The organism is Streptomyces sp. YIM S03343 (assembly GCF_054729195.1).
In genome coordinates, this window is the sequence record NZ_JBPUKX010000003.1 from 296,587 (window position 1) to 313,398 (window position 16,812).

The 16,812-nt window shown below is 72.4% G+C and carries 13 protein-coding genes; 9 read left to right on the plus strand and 4 right to left on the minus strand.

Annotated elements, in window-relative coordinates; genetic code table 11:
- Positions 1-117: 117 nt before the first annotated feature.
- The 9 genes from ACSYGN_RS41470 (at position 118) to ACSYGN_RS41510 (ending at position 9,997) form a co-directional block, all read left to right on the plus strand.
- A complete protein-coding gene (locus ACSYGN_RS41470; protein ID WP_460406194.1) occupies positions 118-1,308 on the plus strand; it encodes an MFS transporter in 1,191 nt (396 codons plus the stop codon).
- A gap of 256 nt (positions 1,309-1,564) precedes the next feature.
- Positions 1,565-2,179: an NAD(P)H-dependent oxidoreductase gene (locus ACSYGN_RS41475; protein ID WP_460406196.1), complete on the plus strand. Its 615-nt coding sequence runs from the start codon at positions 1,565-1,567 to the stop codon at positions 2,177-2,179.
- A gap of 62 nt (positions 2,180-2,241) precedes the next feature.
- Entirely contained in the window at positions 2,242-2,622 is a 381-nt protein-coding gene (locus tag ACSYGN_RS41480) for a YybH family protein (RefSeq protein WP_460406198.1), read from the plus strand.
- Positions 2,623-2,765: 143 nt separating this feature from the next.
- Complete coding sequence (locus ACSYGN_RS41485) at positions 2,766-3,413, plus strand: NAD(P)H-dependent oxidoreductase (RefSeq protein ID WP_460406200.1); 648 nt, start codon at positions 2,766-2,768, stop codon at positions 3,411-3,413.
- A gap of 281 nt (positions 3,414-3,694) precedes the next feature.
- Entirely contained in the window at positions 3,695-5,290 is a 1,596-nt protein-coding gene (locus tag ACSYGN_RS41490) for a class I adenylate-forming enzyme family protein (protein WP_460406202.1), read from the plus strand.
- 42 nt (positions 5,291-5,332) lie between these two features.
- Positions 5,333-5,524: a hypothetical protein gene (locus ACSYGN_RS41495; RefSeq protein ID WP_460406204.1), complete on the plus strand. Its 192-nt coding sequence runs from the start codon at positions 5,333-5,335 to the stop codon at positions 5,522-5,524.
- A 692-nt stretch (positions 5,525-6,216) separates the two neighbouring features.
- Positions 6,217-6,882: an ABC transporter ATP-binding protein gene (locus ACSYGN_RS41500; RefSeq protein WP_460406250.1), complete on the plus strand. Its 666-nt coding sequence runs from the start codon at positions 6,217-6,219 to the stop codon at positions 6,880-6,882.
- Positions 6,879-9,164, plus strand: a complete 2,286-nt coding sequence (locus tag ACSYGN_RS41505) for an ABC transporter permease (RefSeq protein WP_460406206.1) — start codon at positions 6,879-6,881, stop codon at positions 9,162-9,164. The genes ACSYGN_RS41500 and ACSYGN_RS41505 overlap by 4 nt, the downstream gene beginning before the upstream one ends.
- Positions 9,165-9,412: 248 nt before the next feature.
- On the plus strand, positions 9,413-9,997 hold the full coding sequence (locus tag ACSYGN_RS41510; protein ID WP_460406208.1) for an NADPH-dependent FMN reductase: 585 nt from the start codon (positions 9,413-9,415) through the stop codon (positions 9,995-9,997).
- A gap of 375 nt (positions 9,998-10,372) precedes the next feature.
- On the opposite strand, the gene ACSYGN_RS41515 is transcribed toward ACSYGN_RS41510, so the two are convergent.
- Genes ACSYGN_RS41515 through ACSYGN_RS41530 form a run of 4 tightly spaced genes read right to left on the minus strand, consistent with a single transcriptional unit; the run spans position 10,373 to position 16,734 of the window.
- Positions 10,373-11,584 carry an FAD-dependent oxidoreductase gene (locus ACSYGN_RS41515; RefSeq protein WP_460406210.1) on the minus strand — a complete coding sequence of 404 codons (1,212 nt, stop codon included), beginning with the start codon at positions 11,582-11,584 and terminating at the stop codon, positions 10,373-10,375.
- Complete coding sequence (locus tag ACSYGN_RS41520) at positions 11,581-13,023, minus strand: FAD-dependent oxidoreductase (RefSeq protein ID WP_460406212.1); 1,443 nt, start codon at positions 13,021-13,023, stop codon at positions 11,581-11,583. The genes ACSYGN_RS41515 and ACSYGN_RS41520 overlap by 4 nt, the downstream gene beginning before the upstream one ends.
- The gene (locus ACSYGN_RS41525; protein ID WP_460406214.1) at positions 13,020-15,365 is read right to left on the minus strand and encodes a molybdopterin oxidoreductase family protein; all 2,346 of its coding nucleotides are present in this window, start codon (positions 15,363-15,365) and stop codon (positions 13,020-13,022) included. The genes ACSYGN_RS41520 and ACSYGN_RS41525 overlap by 4 nt, the downstream gene beginning before the upstream one ends.
- Positions 15,355-16,734 (minus strand): nitrate/nitrite transporter, encoded by a 1,380-nt coding sequence (locus ACSYGN_RS41530; RefSeq protein ID WP_460406216.1) that lies wholly within the window; start codon positions 16,732-16,734, stop codon positions 15,355-15,357. The genes ACSYGN_RS41525 and ACSYGN_RS41530 overlap by 11 nt, the downstream gene beginning before the upstream one ends.
- Between the last annotated feature and the right edge of the window lie 78 nt (positions 16,735-16,812).

The following is a 16,812-nucleotide window of genomic DNA, read 5'->3' on the forward strand; positions in this document are numbered from 1 at the left end:
TCCCCGCACCCGGTCCCGTCCCGCACTATGCGTCAAGTCCCCCGCCGCGGCAGGGGACTTGACGCATAGTGCGGGTGCGGATTGCCGGTCGGCGACGCCCGTCGCAACGATCGGTGCATGTCGAAAACAACGGTTGCCGAGGTGCCTTCGGCGACATCGCGTACGGCACCGATGGCGGCCACCGTGACGACCGTGTCCGTCATGGGCGTGCTCGTGGTGGGCCAGATGTACGTGACCATCCCGCTGATGCCGGACCTCGCCCGCGCCTGGGGCGTGCCGACCCAGTCGGCCGCGCTGTCGACCACCGCGTTCGCCTTCGCCCATGCGGCCGGCTCGCTGATCAGCGGCCCGCTGTCGAACCGGTTCGGGCGGCGCACGGTGATGGTCGCCAACGTCCTGGCCATGGCCGTGGTCACCGCCCTGCTGCCGCTGGCGGCCGGCCTGACGACAGGTGTGGTCCTGCGCGCCGTCCAGGGGCTCTTCGCGGGCTCGTTCATCCCCATGTCGTACGCCTACCTGCACGCACGTATCGCCCCGCACCGGGTGGCACCGGCGCTGACGGTGGTGTCCGCGTGCATGGGAGCCACCGTCGTCGTCGGGCAGTTGGAGGCCCAGCTGGTGGCATCGGCGGTCGGCTGGGTGTGGGTGTTCTGGGGGACGGTGCCGCTGCTGCTGGCCGGGGCCGCCGTGTCCTGGCGGGTCCTGCTGCCCGAGCCGCGGCAGACCCCGCCGCCCGGGGCCGACCGCCGCCGCCCGTCGGACCTGCGGGCCGCACTCGGCGGCCGACTCGTCCCGCTGTATCTGGTCATCCTCGTCGCCGCGGGCAGCCTGACCGCCGTCTACACCGGCGTCCAGCTCTACGGCCCCGAGGGCGTCGCCGACGAGGGCGCGCTGCTGGCACTGCGCGCCAGCGCCCTGCCGGCGCTGCTCGGCGCCGTACTGCTCGCCCCCGCCCTGGCCCGCGTCCCCGCACCGCGCAGGGCGGCCGGCGCGCTGGCGGTCACCGTGGCGGCCATGCTGGCCGCGGCCCTCGGCGGGAACGGCGCCGTGGCCCTGGGAGCCGCCTTGTTCGTCTTCATGGCGGGCTTCGCCACGCTCGGCCCCGCGCTCATCCAGTCCGTCGGCGCACGGGCCTCGGCGGCCCAGACCACGGCCATCGCGCTGTACGGCTTCACCCTCAACGTGGGGGCCGGCGCGGGAGCTCAACTGGCCGCTCTCTTCTCCCACTTCACAGCGCTGGCGCTGTTCCTGGCGCTAGCCCTGACACTGGCCGCCGCAGCCCTGCGGTACGCCGGCCGACCGACCTGACGCACTCGCCCGGCGGCCGTTGCCGCACCGGCGCCGCACGTCCCACGATGCGCACGTCCCACGATTGCGCGCGTCCCCAACGCGGAAGTCCCGTACGCGCATGTCCCCCGCCCGACACCACCACTCGTCCCCCCCCCCCGCCCGACACCCCCGCCCGACACCCCCGCCCGTCCCCCCGGCCCGACACCCCCGCCCGTCCCCCCGACCCGACACCACCACCCGACGCCACTACCCGCACGCCAGGGAGCGCACGACCATGACCAACGTCGCAGTCATCTACTACTCGTCGACCGGCTCCACCCATCAGCTCGCGCTGGCCGCCGCCGAGACCGCCACCGCGCTGGGCGCCGAGGTGCGGCTGCGCAGGGTGCCCGAGACCGCCGCCACCGGGCGCCCCGGTTCCGAGGAGCACGCCGCCACCGCCGCCGGCATCGCCGAGGCGACCAACGACGACCTGGACTGGGCGGACGCCGTCCTGCTCGGCACACCTGTCCACTTCGGGCTCGCCGCGCCGCAGCTCATGCAGTTCATCAATGGCACCTCGTCGCTGTCGATCAACGGCAGGCTGCTGCACAAGGCCGTCTCCGCCTTCGCCTCCGGCTCCGCCGAGCACGGCGGCCAGGTGACCGCGATCCTGGCCCTGCACAACGCCGTCTGCCACTGGGGTTCGGTCATCGTCGCCACCGGCTCCGCGGACCCGGTGCTGTACGAGAAGAACAACGGCAACCCCTACGGCGCCTCCACGGTCACCGGCCCCCGCGTCGGCTTCATGCACCCGGAGAACGCCGGGGCGATCGCCTACCAGACGCGCCGCACCATCGAGGTCGCCGCCGCGCTCAAGGCCGCCCAGACCGCCCAGGCCGCCGTCTGACCACTGGCCGCGGGGACCACCCGGCCTCTCCGCACGCCGAGGCACCGCAACGAGGAGAACCCATGGCAGTCAGCGACCCGGCCCGGTTGCCCGAGACGTTCGTCGAGGCCTTCAACGCCAAGGACCTCGCCGCCATCGACCGGCTCTTCGAGCCGGAGGCGGTACGGGTGCTGCGCCCCGGCGTGGTGGTGACCGGAGACGGACGCCGCCGGGCAACCAGCAGCTTCCTGGCGCTCGGCGTCCCCATCCGGATCACCGTGCGCCACACCTACGTCTACGACGACACGGCTCTGATCATCGGCGACTTCGTCATCGACGGCACCGCACAGGACGGCGAGCGCATCCATCTGACGGGCACCGCGACGGACGTGGCCCGGCGCGGCCCTGACGGGCTGTGGCGCTACATCATCGACAACCCGCCCGGCGTGGAGGCGGGCGACTGAGGCCGGCCCCTGGGGCCCGAACGGGTGCGACTTGACGGACTGTCGGGTGAACAGTGGCCGTCCCGGCACGGCCGGGACACCATGGGCGCGACCCAGCAGCCGGAAACGGCGAGCGCACCATTCACTGAGGGAGCAGTACGGCCATGACCAATGTCGCCATCATCTACTACTCGGCCACCGGGAACATCCACAAGCTGGCTGTCGCCGCCGCCGAGGCGGCGGAGAAGGCCGGCGCAGAGGTGCGGCTGCGCCGGGTCGCGGAGATCAGCGACGAGCCGCTCGCGCCCAACTACACGGAATGGACCGAGGCGAACAACGAGCACCTGACCACGAGCCGGGACGTACCGGTGGCCGCCATCGACGACCTCGACTGGGCCGACGCCGTCGTCTGGGGCACCCCGGGCCGCTACGGCCTGCTGGCCGGTCCGCTCAAGCACTTCATCGACCAGACCTTCGAACTGCACGCCCGGCGCGGTCTGATGAACAAGGCGATGTCCGCATTCACCTCGACGGGCACCCCGCACGGCGGGCAGGAGTCGACGATTCTCTCCCTGAGCAACGTCTTCTACCACTGGGGTGCCATCATCGTGCCGCCCGGCGTGACCGACGACATCCTGCTCACGCCGAGCAACGGAAATCCCTACGGGGTCAGCGCCACGTCCGGCCTGCAGGCCATCCCCGGGCACCTCGCGCAGAACGTCACCGACGACAACCTGGCCGCCGTCGGCTACCAGACCGTACGCACCCTCAAGATGGCCGAGGCCATCAAGAAGGGGCTGCAGCAGGCCTGAGACCGACCGTTCCCCATTGGCCGGACCGCGCACCACGCGGTCCGGCCTCCCGCATGTCAGCGGGCAATTCTCCGGCAGGTCGAAAGGCACGTCGAAAAGGCACATAGAAAAGGTACGTCGAAAACAATGAACTGACAATGAGCTGACAGTGAGATGACGTGAGATGACGTGAGATGACGCATTAAGAGGTCCCTTCTTCTCTCCCGGCGGCAATGTGTGGAACGGTTTTTCCACGGGATTTCTCTCATTCAGTTTGCCGGTTACCGTGAGGAAGAGGCCTGATGTACAAGGTTCCCAGAAGCAAGAAGATCCTCTACCTCGGGGTCGTCTCCGAGCGGGCCGCCGAGAAGTACGGCAGCACCCCGATCACACTGGACCACGACATGGAGGCCTTCCCCGAGGCGGGTCGGACGCTGACCGTGGCGGAGTTCGCCGGGTACGTGGCCGACACCGCTGACCGGCTGTGGGAGGCCGGTGTACGCCCGAGCGAGCACGTGGCCGTCCACAAGGCGTCGAACTTCGACATCACGGTGCTGGCCTGCGGCGTGGCGCGGATCGGCGCGGTGCCGGTGATGCTGTCGCCGCACCTGGACGGCGACAGCATCGGCAAGCTGCTGGAGCGGCTGCAGCGCCCCACCCTGCTGACCGACCAGGCGAAGCTGACCGGTTCGCTGGCCGAACTGCCGCTGTCCGAGCTGACCCAGCGGGTCGTCACGGCCACCGGATACCACCCGGGCGCGGTGTCCTTCGCTGACCTCGCCGGTGCTCCGCGGCGCCGCCCGGTGCTCCTGGGCCCCGACGAGCCGGCCCTGATGACGCACACCTCCGGCACCACGGGCATCCCCAAGCTGGTGGTGCACTCGGCGCGTTCCCTCGGCGCGCGGGGCAACTGGCAGGACAAGGTGGTGTCCTTCATCCGCAAGCGCGAGACGGTCGCCATGCACGTGTCGTACGTGCACTCACGGATGTACCTGGGCCTCGCAGTGCTGCAGACCCGCGGCATGCCGATGGTCTTCATGAACGACGGCAGCCCCGAGCACGTCGCGGACATGCTGGTCCGGCACCGCCCGGGCGTGCTGGAGACCCACCCCAATTCCTTCCTGGAGTGGGAGCAGATGCTGGACGACCCGCGCCGGCCGATCTCCAACGTCAAGTACTTCAACAGCACCTTCGACGCGATCCATCCGAGCACGATGCACAAGTTCCTGCACGCCACCGACCGCAGGAGCCCGGTGTTCCTCCAGGTGTACGGCCAGAGCGAGTGCGGTCCGCTGGCCGGCCGCACCTACCGGCGCCGCAACGCCCTGAGGGCGGACGGCCGCTGCCAGGGCTATCCCACGCCGTTCATGACCAAGTACCGGCTGGTCCCGCGCAACGGGCAGAAGCCGTCCAAGGAGACGCCCGGCTACATCGATGTGGCCACCGCCGGCCGTGCGCTGAGCTACCACGGTGAGCAGGACCGGTTCGACAAGCAGGTCATCGGCGAGTGGTGGCGGGGCGGCGACGTCGGCTACCGCACCAAGTGGGGCTGTCTGCACCTGCTGGACCGCGAGGTCGACGTCATCCCGGGCATCGAGTCCACCCTGGAGATCGAGGACGAGGTGCTCCACAAGCTCGAGGAGCTGACCGAACTGGTCATCGTGCCGGGCCCCGACAAGCAGCCGGTCCCGGTGGTCTGCACCCGGGGCGACCAGCCCCTCGACGCCCGGCGCTGGCAGGAGGCCGTAGCCGCCCACCCGGCTCTGGTGCAGCCCGTACAACGCCGCCTCGCCGACCTCCCGCGCACCGCCACGATGAAGATCCGCCGCCTGGAGCTGGCCCGGCAACTGGCCGAGGAACTTGCCCCGCAGCCCACCGAACCGGCCGCCGCCCGCTGACAGGTCCCGGCGAATAGCCGGCCGCAGGAGAGGAGAGCACGGTTGACAGCGCATCAGACGCCCGTACAGGCGCCGCCGCAGGCCCGCCAGAACGAGAGGGCCGAGAAGGCGGACTTCCTCGCGACGGCCGAGAACCCGGGCTTCCTGGACTTCTGGGCCCACTCCGCTCCGATCCGCCTGGCCGGCTACGAGGACGACCTCGCCGAACCGCACATCCTGCAGGGCATCGACTGACGGCCACGTCACCACGCTCCCACGCAGCCCCGCACAGGGCGGCGGAGCTGTGTGGGAGGCGGCGGGGCCGGCCGGGTCCTGAAGCCAGGCAGCTCCTGCTCCAGGGCGTGTTTCGAAAGTCCCGCCTGCCCTGCGACGCCTGGCACGCACTCCCCCAAGCTCTGACGAGCAGGGGGTGCCCCCGGCTGTGTTGTCGGGATCGCCCACGTACGCCCAGTACGAGGGCGACCCTCCGCCTTGCGATCGCACGCACCAGACGCCGCAGGGCCCGCCCTTCGGGCGGCCGGCGCTACTTTCGAAACACGCCCTAGGGCCTGTCCGGCGGATCATGCCGGAGACGCGGGGGCCGGCACGCACATCTGCGGCGTTGTCGTCGGTCGCCGACTCCCCCGAGTTCTCGGCTGCGCTCGAACAGGGGGGACCCCCGTCGCGTCGACTCCCTCCTCCGCCTTGCAGCTGCACGCACCAGCCCCCGCTCACCTGGCTCGGCGGGTGCCGTCGGTTTCCTCCGACTTGATCCGCCGGACAGGCCCTAGGGCATCCAAGCTCAGAAAAGGCTCAGGAGAGCGCAAATTCCTCACAAAGAGATCACGTTCGAAAGTGTGCGGAAGCTCCGAAACCCCCTGAAGCGCTCCGATCTTGCTTGTTAGCTTCACCAGTCGAATCCTGGGGGAGCCATCAGTACGTCAGAAATCCTTTCCGCCACGGGAGTCGACCTCTCCTACGGCAGCAACCGGGCCGTCTGCGACGCCCATCTCTCGGTCTCCCGAGGGGAGATCGTGGCCATCACCGGGCAGAGCGGTTCGGGCAAGTCCTCGCTGCTGTACTGCCTGGCCGGAGTGCTGCCCGCGACCCGTGGGCAGGTGCGGTTCGAGGGGCGGGCGCACAGCGACCTCGATGACGAGGAGATGAGCACGCTGCGCCGCGAACGCTTCGGATTCGTCTTCCAGTACGGCGAGCTGCTGCCCGAGCTGACCATCGAGGAGAACGCGGCGCTGCCGCTGCGGCTGGCCGGGCGGCGCAAGAAGCCCGCGCTGGCCGCCGCAGGCGAGGTGCTGGACCGGCTCGGGCTCGGGGAGCTGCGCGAGCGCCGGCCGTCGCAGGTGTCGGGCGGCCAGAGCCAGCGCGTCGCCGTCGCACGCGCCCTGGTGCACCGCCCGGCCGTCGTCTTCGCGGACGAACCGACCGGCTCCCTGGACAGCGCCAACGCCACCGCCGTGCTGAAGGAGTTCCTGGGCCTGGCCCGCTCCCAGGGCACCGCCGTCGTCCTGGTGACGCACGACCCGGCCGTCGCCGCGCAGGCAGACACCCGCTACACGATGTCCGACGGAGTCCTCGTCCCGCGGGGGGCGGCGTGAGGGAGTTCCTGCTCGGCCTGCGCCTGCTGTTCGGCGCCGGACGCGGCAACCGCATCCGTTTCTTCCTGATGGCGGCGGGCGGTTCGATCGGGGTGTGCTGTCTCGCCCTGGTCCTCGCCATCCCGCAGATCCTCGACGCGCACGACGGGCGCGCCGCCGCCCGGGAGCCGCGGACGACGTCCGCGACGGTGAGGGGCGCCACGCTGGTCCTTCAGCGTTCGGACCCGTACGGCTCAGTGCCGTTCACCCGGGTCTTCGTCGCCAAGGGCGCCAAGGGCACGAAGACGCCCCCACCCGGTCTGCGCGAACTACCGGAACCGGGCGAGGTGTTCGTCTCCCCCCGTATCCACGACCTGCTGCGCGAACAGCCCGCGGTCAAGGGACTGCTGCCGGGTCACGAGAAGGGGGTGATCAGCGCGGCGGGGCTCAGCCATCCCGACGAACTGTTCGCCTACGTGGGCACCACGCGTGACCGGATCGCGGACGAGGGGCGCACGCTGAAGGGCTTCGGCTACGGCTACGCTCCATTCCCGGCCGTCGAACCCTCCACCCTCACCTACCTCCGCTTCGCCCTGGGCTCGCTGGTTCTGCTCCCACTCGGCATCTTTCTGTCCATCTGCGCCCGGCTCTCCGCCGCCAGCCGAATGCGTCGCCTCGCGGCGCTGCGCCTGCTGGGGCTGAGCGTCAAGGGCATCCAGCGCGTCAACGCCGCCGAGACCGTCGTCGCGGCCCTGCTCGGTGCGCTCCTCGGGCTCGGCGAGTACTGGCTCCTCAACCAGGTGATGAGCAGAACCGGACTCCCCAGCCTGAGGTGGTACCCGGACGACGGCGCACTGTCCGCGACGACCATCGCCGTCTGCCTGATCGGTTGCCCGGTTCTCGCCTGGTTCGCCGGCCGGGCCGGCGCGCGCAGAGCGGCTGTCAATCCGCTGGACGTGCGGCGCACCGCCGTGCCCGAACCCCCTGCGAAGTGGGGCGGCCTGCTGCTGGTCACGGGACTCGGCATCATCGTCGGCTACTGCGCAACCGGCTTCACCGACCATCCCGCCAACAGCATCGGCCCGAACGCGATGCTGATTCCGGCGGGCATTCTCATGACAGGACTGGGGCTGGTGCTGACGCTGCCCCTCGTCTCCTATGCCCTTGCCCGCCGGGTGGCGCGGGCCACCGAATCCCTCACCCTGAATCTGGCCATGCGCCGCAACGAGGTCGAGCCCGGCAGCACCATGCGCGTGGTCACCGGCCTGGTGCTGCTCGTCTTCGCCGCCTCGCTGGCCCAGGGTGTACTCATCCAGATGGAGCAGGTCACCCGGCCGTCCGCGCCCGTGCAGGACTACTCCGTCACCCTGTCCACGATCACCACGCAGCAGGAGCATGCGCTCGCCGAAGTACCTGGCGTACGCGCGCACGCCCTGGCCATGGACTCCTGGACCGACCCCCATCACTCCGGCGCGGACGTCCAGACGCGCGCCTCCGCTCTCGTCGCGACCTGTGCCCAACTGGCGAAGATGGTGCAGCGCTCGGAAGGCTGCGTGGACGGCAAGGTACTGATCCTGAACAACCCGAACTCGAGCATGGATCCAGCCGTACGTCCGGGAGCCTCCTTCACCTACCACCTACGGCAGGGAACCCGGCTCAAAACCCTGCCCATCACCCTCTCCTCCGCTCATGTCACCTACGCCGCATACGACCCTTCCGCAGCCATTACCGCGTCCGTACTCATCCCGCCGTCCGCCCTGCCCGCCCATGCCCGCCCGGAGTCGGGACAGTACGTCCTCACCAGCGGCTCCGAACCCGGCGAGGTCCGTAAGGCCCTCGACGGCATCGCGGCCGTCGCCCCGATCGCCGAGATCGAACTGATCGGCGTGAACATCCAGGGCCTCGAGCAGATCGCCGTCATCGAGACATTGCTCGCGCTCGGCATGATCATGGGACTGGTCATCGGGACCGCGGCCTTCGTCGTCTCCGCGACCGACCGGGCGGTGGAGCGGCGGGCGCAGGTCACCGCCGTCACCCTGATCGGTGCCCGGGCGCGGACGATGCGGTCCGTGCAGTGTGTGCAGGTCGTGCTGCCGTTGGCCATCGGGCTCGGGCTGGCGCTCATGACGGGCAAGCTCGCCGAGTCCAGCTATCTGATCACCGGAGGCAGCGCGGTCTACTGGGATCTCTCCGGCATTCCTCTGCTCGTCCTCGCCGCGCTGGGTGTGGTGGCGGTGGCCGTCGTCGGCACACTCCCCCTGGTCGGTCGGCGCATCGACCCGGAGTTGATCCGCCGCGACTGACGGCGCACGTACGGCTGGACGCGGTTCACCGTCATGGCCCGGCTGCCCACGGGGACGGCCGGGCGGTGAACCCGGGCGCTCTCCGTAGCGGCGCGGGACTTTCACACCTGGCGGAAGTCGCCTCCGCCCTGGCCTCCTCCGCCCTGGTCTCCTCCGCGCACCCATCGGGTTTCTCGATACCGGTAGCAAACCCGCGTGCGGGTTTGTTTATCTGGTGGTGGAGGAATGACCGCCGTGAAAGGGCTGACATGCCGAATGACCGCATCCGCGTGGCCGTGATCCTGTCGAGCGTGCGCAAGGGCCGCTTCGGCCCGACCATCGCCGACTGGCTCGTCGACACCGCCGGCCAGCGCGACGACATCGACGTCGACCTGGTGGACCTGGCGGACTTCCCGCTGCCCACCGCCCTGACCGACGATCCGGCGCCTGAGGTGGCCGAGCTGCTGAGCGCGTTCTCGTCCCGGCTCTCCGACGCGGACGGCTTCGTCGTGGTGACCCCGGAGTACAACCACAGCTTCCCGGCCTCCCTGAAGGCGGCGCTGGACTGGACCCAGAGCGAGTGGCACGCCAAGCCGGTCGGTTTCGTCGGCTACGGCGGTCTGGCCGGCGGCCTGCGCGCGGTGCAGCAGTTGCGCCACATCTTCAACGAACTGCACGCGGTCACCGTGCGCGGCGCCGTCAGCTTCCACAACCCCTGGGACCAGTTCGACTCCGACGGCACGCTGAACGACCCCGCCGCGGCCGAGGCCGCCGCCAAGGGGCTCTGGGACAAGCTCAGCTGGTGGGCGCTGGCCACCAAGGAGGCGAAGGCCCGCCGCCCCTACGACAACTGAGCGCCCCTGCGACAACTGACCTCGCGCCGGAGACCATCCGGCCACGGGTGAGCACCCACCACCCCCGGGCGCGCACCCCGGTACGAGCACGCTCGGGCACCCGCTCTCCGCGCACCACCCCCGTGCGGACCGGGTGCCCCACCCCAGAACGCGGGGCCGCGGACACCCCCTGCCGCCGCCCCGCCCCACCCGGCACCCGGCCTCCCACAGGGCATCCGGGTCCCGGAAGGGTGAAGGACGATGCCCCGGCCTGGCAGCTTGGCATCGAAGGCGGGGCCCGGCAGTGAGGGAAGGGTTGCCGGGCCCCGCTTCCACACCGCGCACCACTCACCGCGCACCCGGCACACCGGGTGCGCGGCCTCGCCCGCTTTGGGCTCAGGACGCGGTGAGCAGGGCGTCGGGCGAGGCGGTCAGCTCGCGCCCGATCAGCGCCCGCAGCACCGGAAAGGCGCGGGTGTCACCGGCCAGCACACCGCCGAGCAGGGTCCGGCCGTCACGGTCCAGCACCACCTTGGCGTAGGTGCCCGCCCGCCGGTCCTCGCGCACATACTCGATCGCCCCACCCGTACGGGCATGGGCGTCGCCGAACCCGGCCACGTCGACGCCGAGCAGCTTCAGCCGGGCGGAGGTGTCCGCGCCGGTGAACGCGTCGCCCGCCACGCCGAGCAGCTGCCGTACCACCGTCTCGGCCATCCGGAAACCGGGTGCGGCCAGTCCGTGACAGCGGCCCTCCACGGCGGCGCACTCGCCTATCGCCCAGACACGCTCGTCCGCCGTACGGCACCAGCGGTCCACCAGGAAACCGCCCCGCTCGGCCCGCGGCAGGCCGGCCGGCCCGGCGAGCTCGTCACGGGGTCTGACCCCCGCGGAGAAGACGACGAGCGGGGCGTCGAGCACCGTGCCGTCGCCCAGGGCGACCCGGGCCGCGCGGCCGTCGGCCCCGGCCTCGATGCCGTTCAGAGCGGCGGCGCAGTGCACGCGCACCCCCAGCCCCTTGATCGCCTCGGCCAGCACCCGCCCGCCCCCGGCGTCGATCTGCTGCGCCATCAGCCACGGCGCCATCTCCACCACATGGGGCCGCATGCCCAGCCGCCGCAGCCCGCCGGCCGCCTCCAGGCCCAGCAGCCCGCCGCCGACCACGACCGCGTCCCGGCCGGGCCGGGCCGCCGCCCGGATCGCGTCGATGTCCTCCACCGTGCGGTACACGAAGCAGCCGGGCAGGGCCCGGCCCGGCACCGGTGGGACGAACGGCCGAGAACCGGTGGCCAGCACCAGCGCGTCGTAGCCGAACATGCTCCCGCCGGCGCAGGTCACCGTCCTTGCCGCCCGGTCGACGCCGGTGACCGGCGAGCGCAGGCGGATGTCGACGCGCGGGTCGCCGAGGACGTCGGGGCCCGCCAGCGTGAGCTCGTCGGAGCTCTTCCCGGCCAGCAGCGAGGAGAGGGCCACCCGGTCGTAGGCGGGCCGGGGTTCCTCGGCGAGGACGACGATGCGCCAGACGCCCTCCCGGTCACCGGCCAGCATCTCCTCCACCAGCCGGTGACCTGCCATGCCGTGGCCCGCCACCACCAGCGTGCGAGTACTCACGAAACGCCTCCTTGCGCGGTGTCCCGGGGCGGCGCCGAGCCGAGCGCCGCGCACAGGTCGCGCACCACGCCCGTACAGCTGCCGCACCCCGTCGTCGCCCGGGTCGCCCGCGCCAGGGCCGCCGTGTCGTGCGCGCCGGCGGCCCAGGCATGCCGCAGCGCCCCGCGCGTGACGTTGTTGCAGTGGCAGACCACGGCCTCGTCGGGCAGCGTGCCGTCCCCCGCGTAGGTGCCGTCGGCACCGGTCAGCAGGGCGAGCCGGTCCTCGGGCAGTACGGCTCCCGTCTCGTGCAGGAAACCGACCGCCGCGACCGCCCGCGGCGGACCGATGACGACACCGCGGTGGATCCGGCCCTCGCGCAGCACCAGCCGCGCGTACCGGCCACCCGCCCGGTCCGTCAGCGAGATCGTCTCGTCGGCGTTCCCGTCACTTTTCCCATCGGCGTTCCCGTCGGCCCGGAGGTCCTCCGTGGCCGGGCCGAGGACGACGGCGTCGAGGTCCGCGGTGCGCGGACGCAGTACCCGGGGCCGGGGCCTGTAGGGCAGGTGCGACCCGGTGAGGATCCGGGCGAGGGCCTCCGCCTGCTCCCAGGCCCCGGTCATGGTGCTGCCGACGGTGCCCAGGTGCTCGGCGCAGTCGCCGATCGCGTGGATGCGGGGGTCGCTGGTGCGCAGCGCATCGTCGACGACCACCCCCCGCCGCACCGTCAGCCCGCAGGCCCGGGCCAGCGCCGTCTCCGGCTCGGTCCCCGCGCACAGCAGCACGGTGCCCGCCGCCACCACCTGACCGTCGTCGAGGACGATCTTGCCCTGGACGTACTCGGCGGCGCGCCGGCCGAGATGGACCGCGACGCCCCGTTCGGCCATCACCCCGCCGAGCACGGCGGAGGCCTGCTCGTCGAGGTGACGCTCCATCAGCAGCGGCTCGCGGTGGACCAGCGCCACCTCGTGCCCGGCCCGGCGCAGCGCGAGAGCCGACTCGACCCCGAGGACTCCGCCGCCGAGCACCGTCACCGGCCCGGCCGACAGGGCCCGGCAGCCGGCCGCGGTGCGCACGGTGCGCACGCCCTCGGCCGGCCGGCCGCGCGCGGTGACCAGTCCGGGCACGTTCGGCACCCGCGGCCGGGCCCCGGTGGCCAGCACCAGCACGTCCCAGGCCACCTCCCGGCCCCCCTCGGTGCGCACCGTCCGACGTGCCCGGTCGATGCCGGTCACCCGGGTGCCCGTCAGCAGGGTCACCGCAGCGGGCAGGGCGGGCAGCCGCAGCCGTTCGGCGGGCAGCGTGCCGTCCAGGACCGAGCCGAGCAGGGCACGGTTGTACGGCGGGACCTCCTCGGCGCCTGCCACGGTCACCGTGCCCCGGTGCCCGTACCGCACCAGGCTCGCGGCCAGCCGGTGCGCGGCCGGTCCGCCTCCCACCACGACGATGCCGGTCTTCACGGGCCCTCACCTGCCGGAGCTGCCGGAGCGATGCGCACCGCGCTCACCTTGAACTCGGGCATACGGCTGCGCGGATCCAGGGCGTCGCCGGTGATCAGGTTGGCGCGGGCGGCGCCGGGATAGTGGAACGGCAGGAAGACGGTGTCGGCGCGCACATCCCGGGTGGTGCGCACCCGGGCCCGTACGACACCGTGCGCCGAGGTGACCTCGGCGAACTGTCCGTCGGCCAGCCGGAAGCGCCGGGCGGTGTCCGGGTGGACCTCCACCACGGCCTCCGGGGCCGCCGCCATGAGCTCGGGCACCCTGCGGGTCTGCGCGCCCGACTGGTACTGGGCGAGCACCCGGCCGGTCGTGCCGTACAGGGGGAACGCCGCGCCGGGCAGCTCGGCGGCCGGCCGGTGGTCCACCGGGGCGAACCGGGCCCGCCCGTCAGGATGCGCGAACCGGTCCAGGAAGACCCTGGGCGTGCCCGGATGGGCCGGGAGCGGCCGGTCCGACGTCGGCTGGTCCGGCGTCGGCCGGTCCATGCCCGGTCGCCTGATGCCGCATGCCCGGTCGGCTTCGCCCGCCTGGCCTGCCTCGCCCGTTCCGCCCGTTCCGCCCGTGCGCACCACCCGGTCTGCCGGACCCGGACACGGCCAGTGCAGCGCCTCGCCCGCGTCCAGCCGCTCGTAGCTGATGCCCGAATAGTCGGCGGGACCCCCGGCGGTGGCCTGCCGCAGTTCCTCGAACACCTCCCGGGGACGGGCCGGGAACCGGTCCGCACGCTGGCCGAGCCGTACGGCGAGGGCCCGCAGCACCTCCAGATCGGTGCGCACCCCGGGCGGCGGCCGCAGATGGGCGCGGCGGCGCAGCACCCGGCCCTCCAGACTGGTCATGGTGCCCTCCTCCTCGGCCCACTGGGCCACCGGCAGCACCACGTCGGCCAGGGCCGCGGTCTCCGAGGGCACGAAGTCCGCCACCACCAGCAGGTCCAGGGCGGACAGCCGGGAGGCGATGTGCGCCGCGCGGGGCGCCGACACCACCGGATTGGAACCGAACACCAGCAGCGCCCGCGGGCCCGGCCCGGTGCCCAGGGCGTCCAGCAACTCGTAGGCGCTGCGGCCCGGCCCCGGCAGCCGCTCCGCCTCGGCACCCCATACGCCGGCCACGTGGGCGCGGGCCATGGGGTCGGTGATCGACCGGTAGCCGGGCAACTGGTCGGCCTTCTGGCCCATTTCCCGGCCGCCCTGCCCGTTGCCCTGCCCGGTCAGCGTGCCGAAGCCGCTGCCCCCGCGCCCCGGCAGTCCGAGCGCCAGGGCCAGATTGATGAACGCGGCGACCGTGTCGGAACCCTTGCTGTGCTGCTCGGCGCCCCGGCCGGTCAGGACGTAGCCGCGCGCGGCCCGGGCGAGCATGCGCACCGCGGCCCGCTGGTCGGCCACCGGAACCCCGGTGACCTGCTCGACCCGCTCCGGCCACCAGGCCACGCACTGCTCCCAGGCGGCGTCGAAGCCGTTCGTGCGCGCGTCGACGTACTCCTTGTCGAGGAGACCCTCGGTGACCGTCAGATGCAGCAGACCGAGTGCGAGGGCCAGATCGGTGCCGGGGGCCGGCTGAAGGTGCAGTGCGGCCTGCCCGGCGGTGCGGGTGCGGCGCGGGTCGATGACGACGAGGTCCGCGCGCCGCAGGTGACGCAGCAGGGGCGGCATCGTCTCCGCCGGGTTGGAACCGGCCAGAAGCACCACGTCGGCGCCGTCCAGATCGGTCACCGGGAAGGGCAGCCCGCGGTCCAGGCCGAAGGCCGCCGTGATCGCGGCGGCGGCCGACGACATGCAGAACCGGCCGTTGTAGTCGATCTGCGAGGTCCCGAGGGCCAGCCGGGCGAACTTGCCGAGCGTGTACGCCTTCTCGTTGGTCAGCCCGCCCCCGCCGAACACCGCGACCGCGTCCGCGCCGTGCCGGTCGCGGATCTCCCGCAGCCGGCCGGCCACCAGGTCGAGAGCCTCCTCCCACCCGGCCGGGACGAGTTCGCCGTCCGGCCTGCGCACCAGCGGGGTCAGCAGCCGGTCCGGGGCGTTCAGCAAGCCGGGGGCGGTCCAGCCCTTCTGGCACAGGCCGCCGGCGTTCACGGGGAAGTCCGGGGTGGGCCGTACGGTCGTCTCCGCACGTCGGCCCGAGAGCACGGTGGAGCACTGCAGCGCGCAGTACGGGCAGTGCGTGGTGGTCTCCACCCCGCCTGTGCCGCCGCTCGCCGCCCCGCCCGTGCCGAGGCTGCCCGACCCGGTCGTGCCGAGGCTCCCTGCCGCGCCCGTGCCGCCGCCCGGTGCCCCGCCGGCGGCCGGCGCCCGCTCAGCCGACATGAGACGCCCCCACCCGCGGCGAAGGAGCCGGCGGACCGGCAGCGTGCTCGGCGCGCAGGTACACCGCCCGGATCAACGCCGCGCACAGCCCGTAGTAGACGAGGAAGGCGTAGAAGGCGGGCTCGCCGCTGCCCTGCGAACCGTAGGCCGTGCGGAAGGCCAGGTTGATGGCGACCCCGCCGAGCGCGCCCACGGCCCCCGCGATCCCGATGACGGCCCCCGACAGCCGGCGCGAGCGGGCGAACGCCTCGGCTGCGTCGTGGCCGGAGGTGACGGCCTGCTCGGCCTGCCGGGCGAAGACCGCCGGGATCATCTTGTACGTCGAGCCGTTGCCGAGGCCGCTCATCACGAACAGCGAGATGAACCCGGCCACGAACAGCGGGAGCGACCCGGTGCGGCTGGCCACCACCAGCACGCCGATGCCGGCCGCCATCCCCGCGAAGGCCCACAGCGTGACCCGGGCGCCGCCCCACCGGTCGGCGAACCTGCCGCCCGCGGGACGCGCCACCGAGCCGAGCAGCGGCCCGAGGAAGGTGAAGGCCGCCGCCTGCAGCGGCGTGCAGCCGAACTGACTCTGCAGCACCAGCCCGAAGGCGAACCCGAAGCCGATGAAGGAGCCGAAGGTACCGATGTACAGCAGCGAGATCCACCAGGTGTGGGCATCGCCGGCGGCCTCCCGCTGGGCGCCGCGCTCGGCGCGCACCACCGTCACGTTGTCCATGCGCAGCGCGGCCAGCACGGACACCAGCGCGATCAACGGCAGGTAGCAGGCGGCGACATAGGCAGGGTGGGTGTCCCCGGCGACGGAGATCACCAGCAGGCCCAGCAGTTGCACCACGGCGACGCCCAGGTTGCCGCCGCCCGCGTTGAGGCCGAGGGCCCAGCCCTGCTGCCGCTGCGGGAAGAAGGTGGTGATGTTCGTCATCGACGAGGCGAAGGTGCCGCCCCCGGCCCCGGCGGTCGCGCCGATGAGCAGGAAGACCCACAGCGGGGTGCCCGGCCGCTGGACGAAGTACGTCGTCAGCGACGCCGGCACCAGCAGCACCAGGGAGGCGAACACCGTCCAGTTGCGCCCCCCGAAGCGGGTCACCGCGTAGCTGTAGGGCAGCCGCAGCAGCGCCCCCGCCAGGGTGGGCACGACCACCAGCAGAAACTTCTCGTCCGGGGCGAAGCCCAGTCCGATCTCCGGCGACATGAACAGCACCAGGACCGACCACATGCTCCACACGGAGAAGCCGATGTGCTCGGACAGCACCGACAGCAGCAGATTGCGCCGGGCGACACGGCTGCCGCCGTTCGCCCACGCCTGCTCGTCCTCGGGGTCCCAGTTCTCGATCCAGCGCCCTCGGGCGGTGCGTGCGCGGGTCATGGTTCTCCTCGGCTTTCTAACGGGTCGAAGGAGTCGAAGGAGTCGGAGCAGTCGGAGCAGTCGGAGCAGTCGAAGAAT

Excerpts from the sequence above, each read along its gene's own strand:
- ACSYGN_RS41470 (WP_460406194.1), top strand. The coding sequence starts at position 118 with ATGTCGAAAACAACGGTTGCCGAGGTGCCTTCGGCGACATCGCGTACG.
- ACSYGN_RS41525 (WP_460406214.1), bottom strand. The coding sequence starts at position 15,365 with ATGTCGGCTGAGCGGGCGCCGGCCGCCGGCGGGGCACCGGGCGGCGGC.
- ACSYGN_RS41480 (WP_460406198.1), top strand. The coding sequence starts at position 2,242 with ATGGCAGTCAGCGACCCGGCCCGGTTGCCCGAGACGTTCGTCGAGGCC.
- ACSYGN_RS41475 (WP_460406196.1), top strand. The coding sequence starts at position 1,565 with ATGACCAACGTCGCAGTCATCTACTACTCGTCGACCGGCTCCACCCAT.
- ACSYGN_RS41530 (WP_460406216.1), bottom strand. The coding sequence starts at position 16,734 with ATGACCCGCGCACGCACCGCCCGAGGGCGCTGGATCGAGAACTGGGAC.
- ACSYGN_RS41510 (WP_460406208.1), top strand. The coding sequence starts at position 9,413 with ATGCCGAATGACCGCATCCGCGTGGCCGTGATCCTGTCGAGCGTGCGC.
- ACSYGN_RS41485 (WP_460406200.1), top strand. The coding sequence starts at position 2,766 with ATGACCAATGTCGCCATCATCTACTACTCGGCCACCGGGAACATCCAC.
- ACSYGN_RS41490 (WP_460406202.1), top strand. The coding sequence starts at position 3,695 with ATGTACAAGGTTCCCAGAAGCAAGAAGATCCTCTACCTCGGGGTCGTC.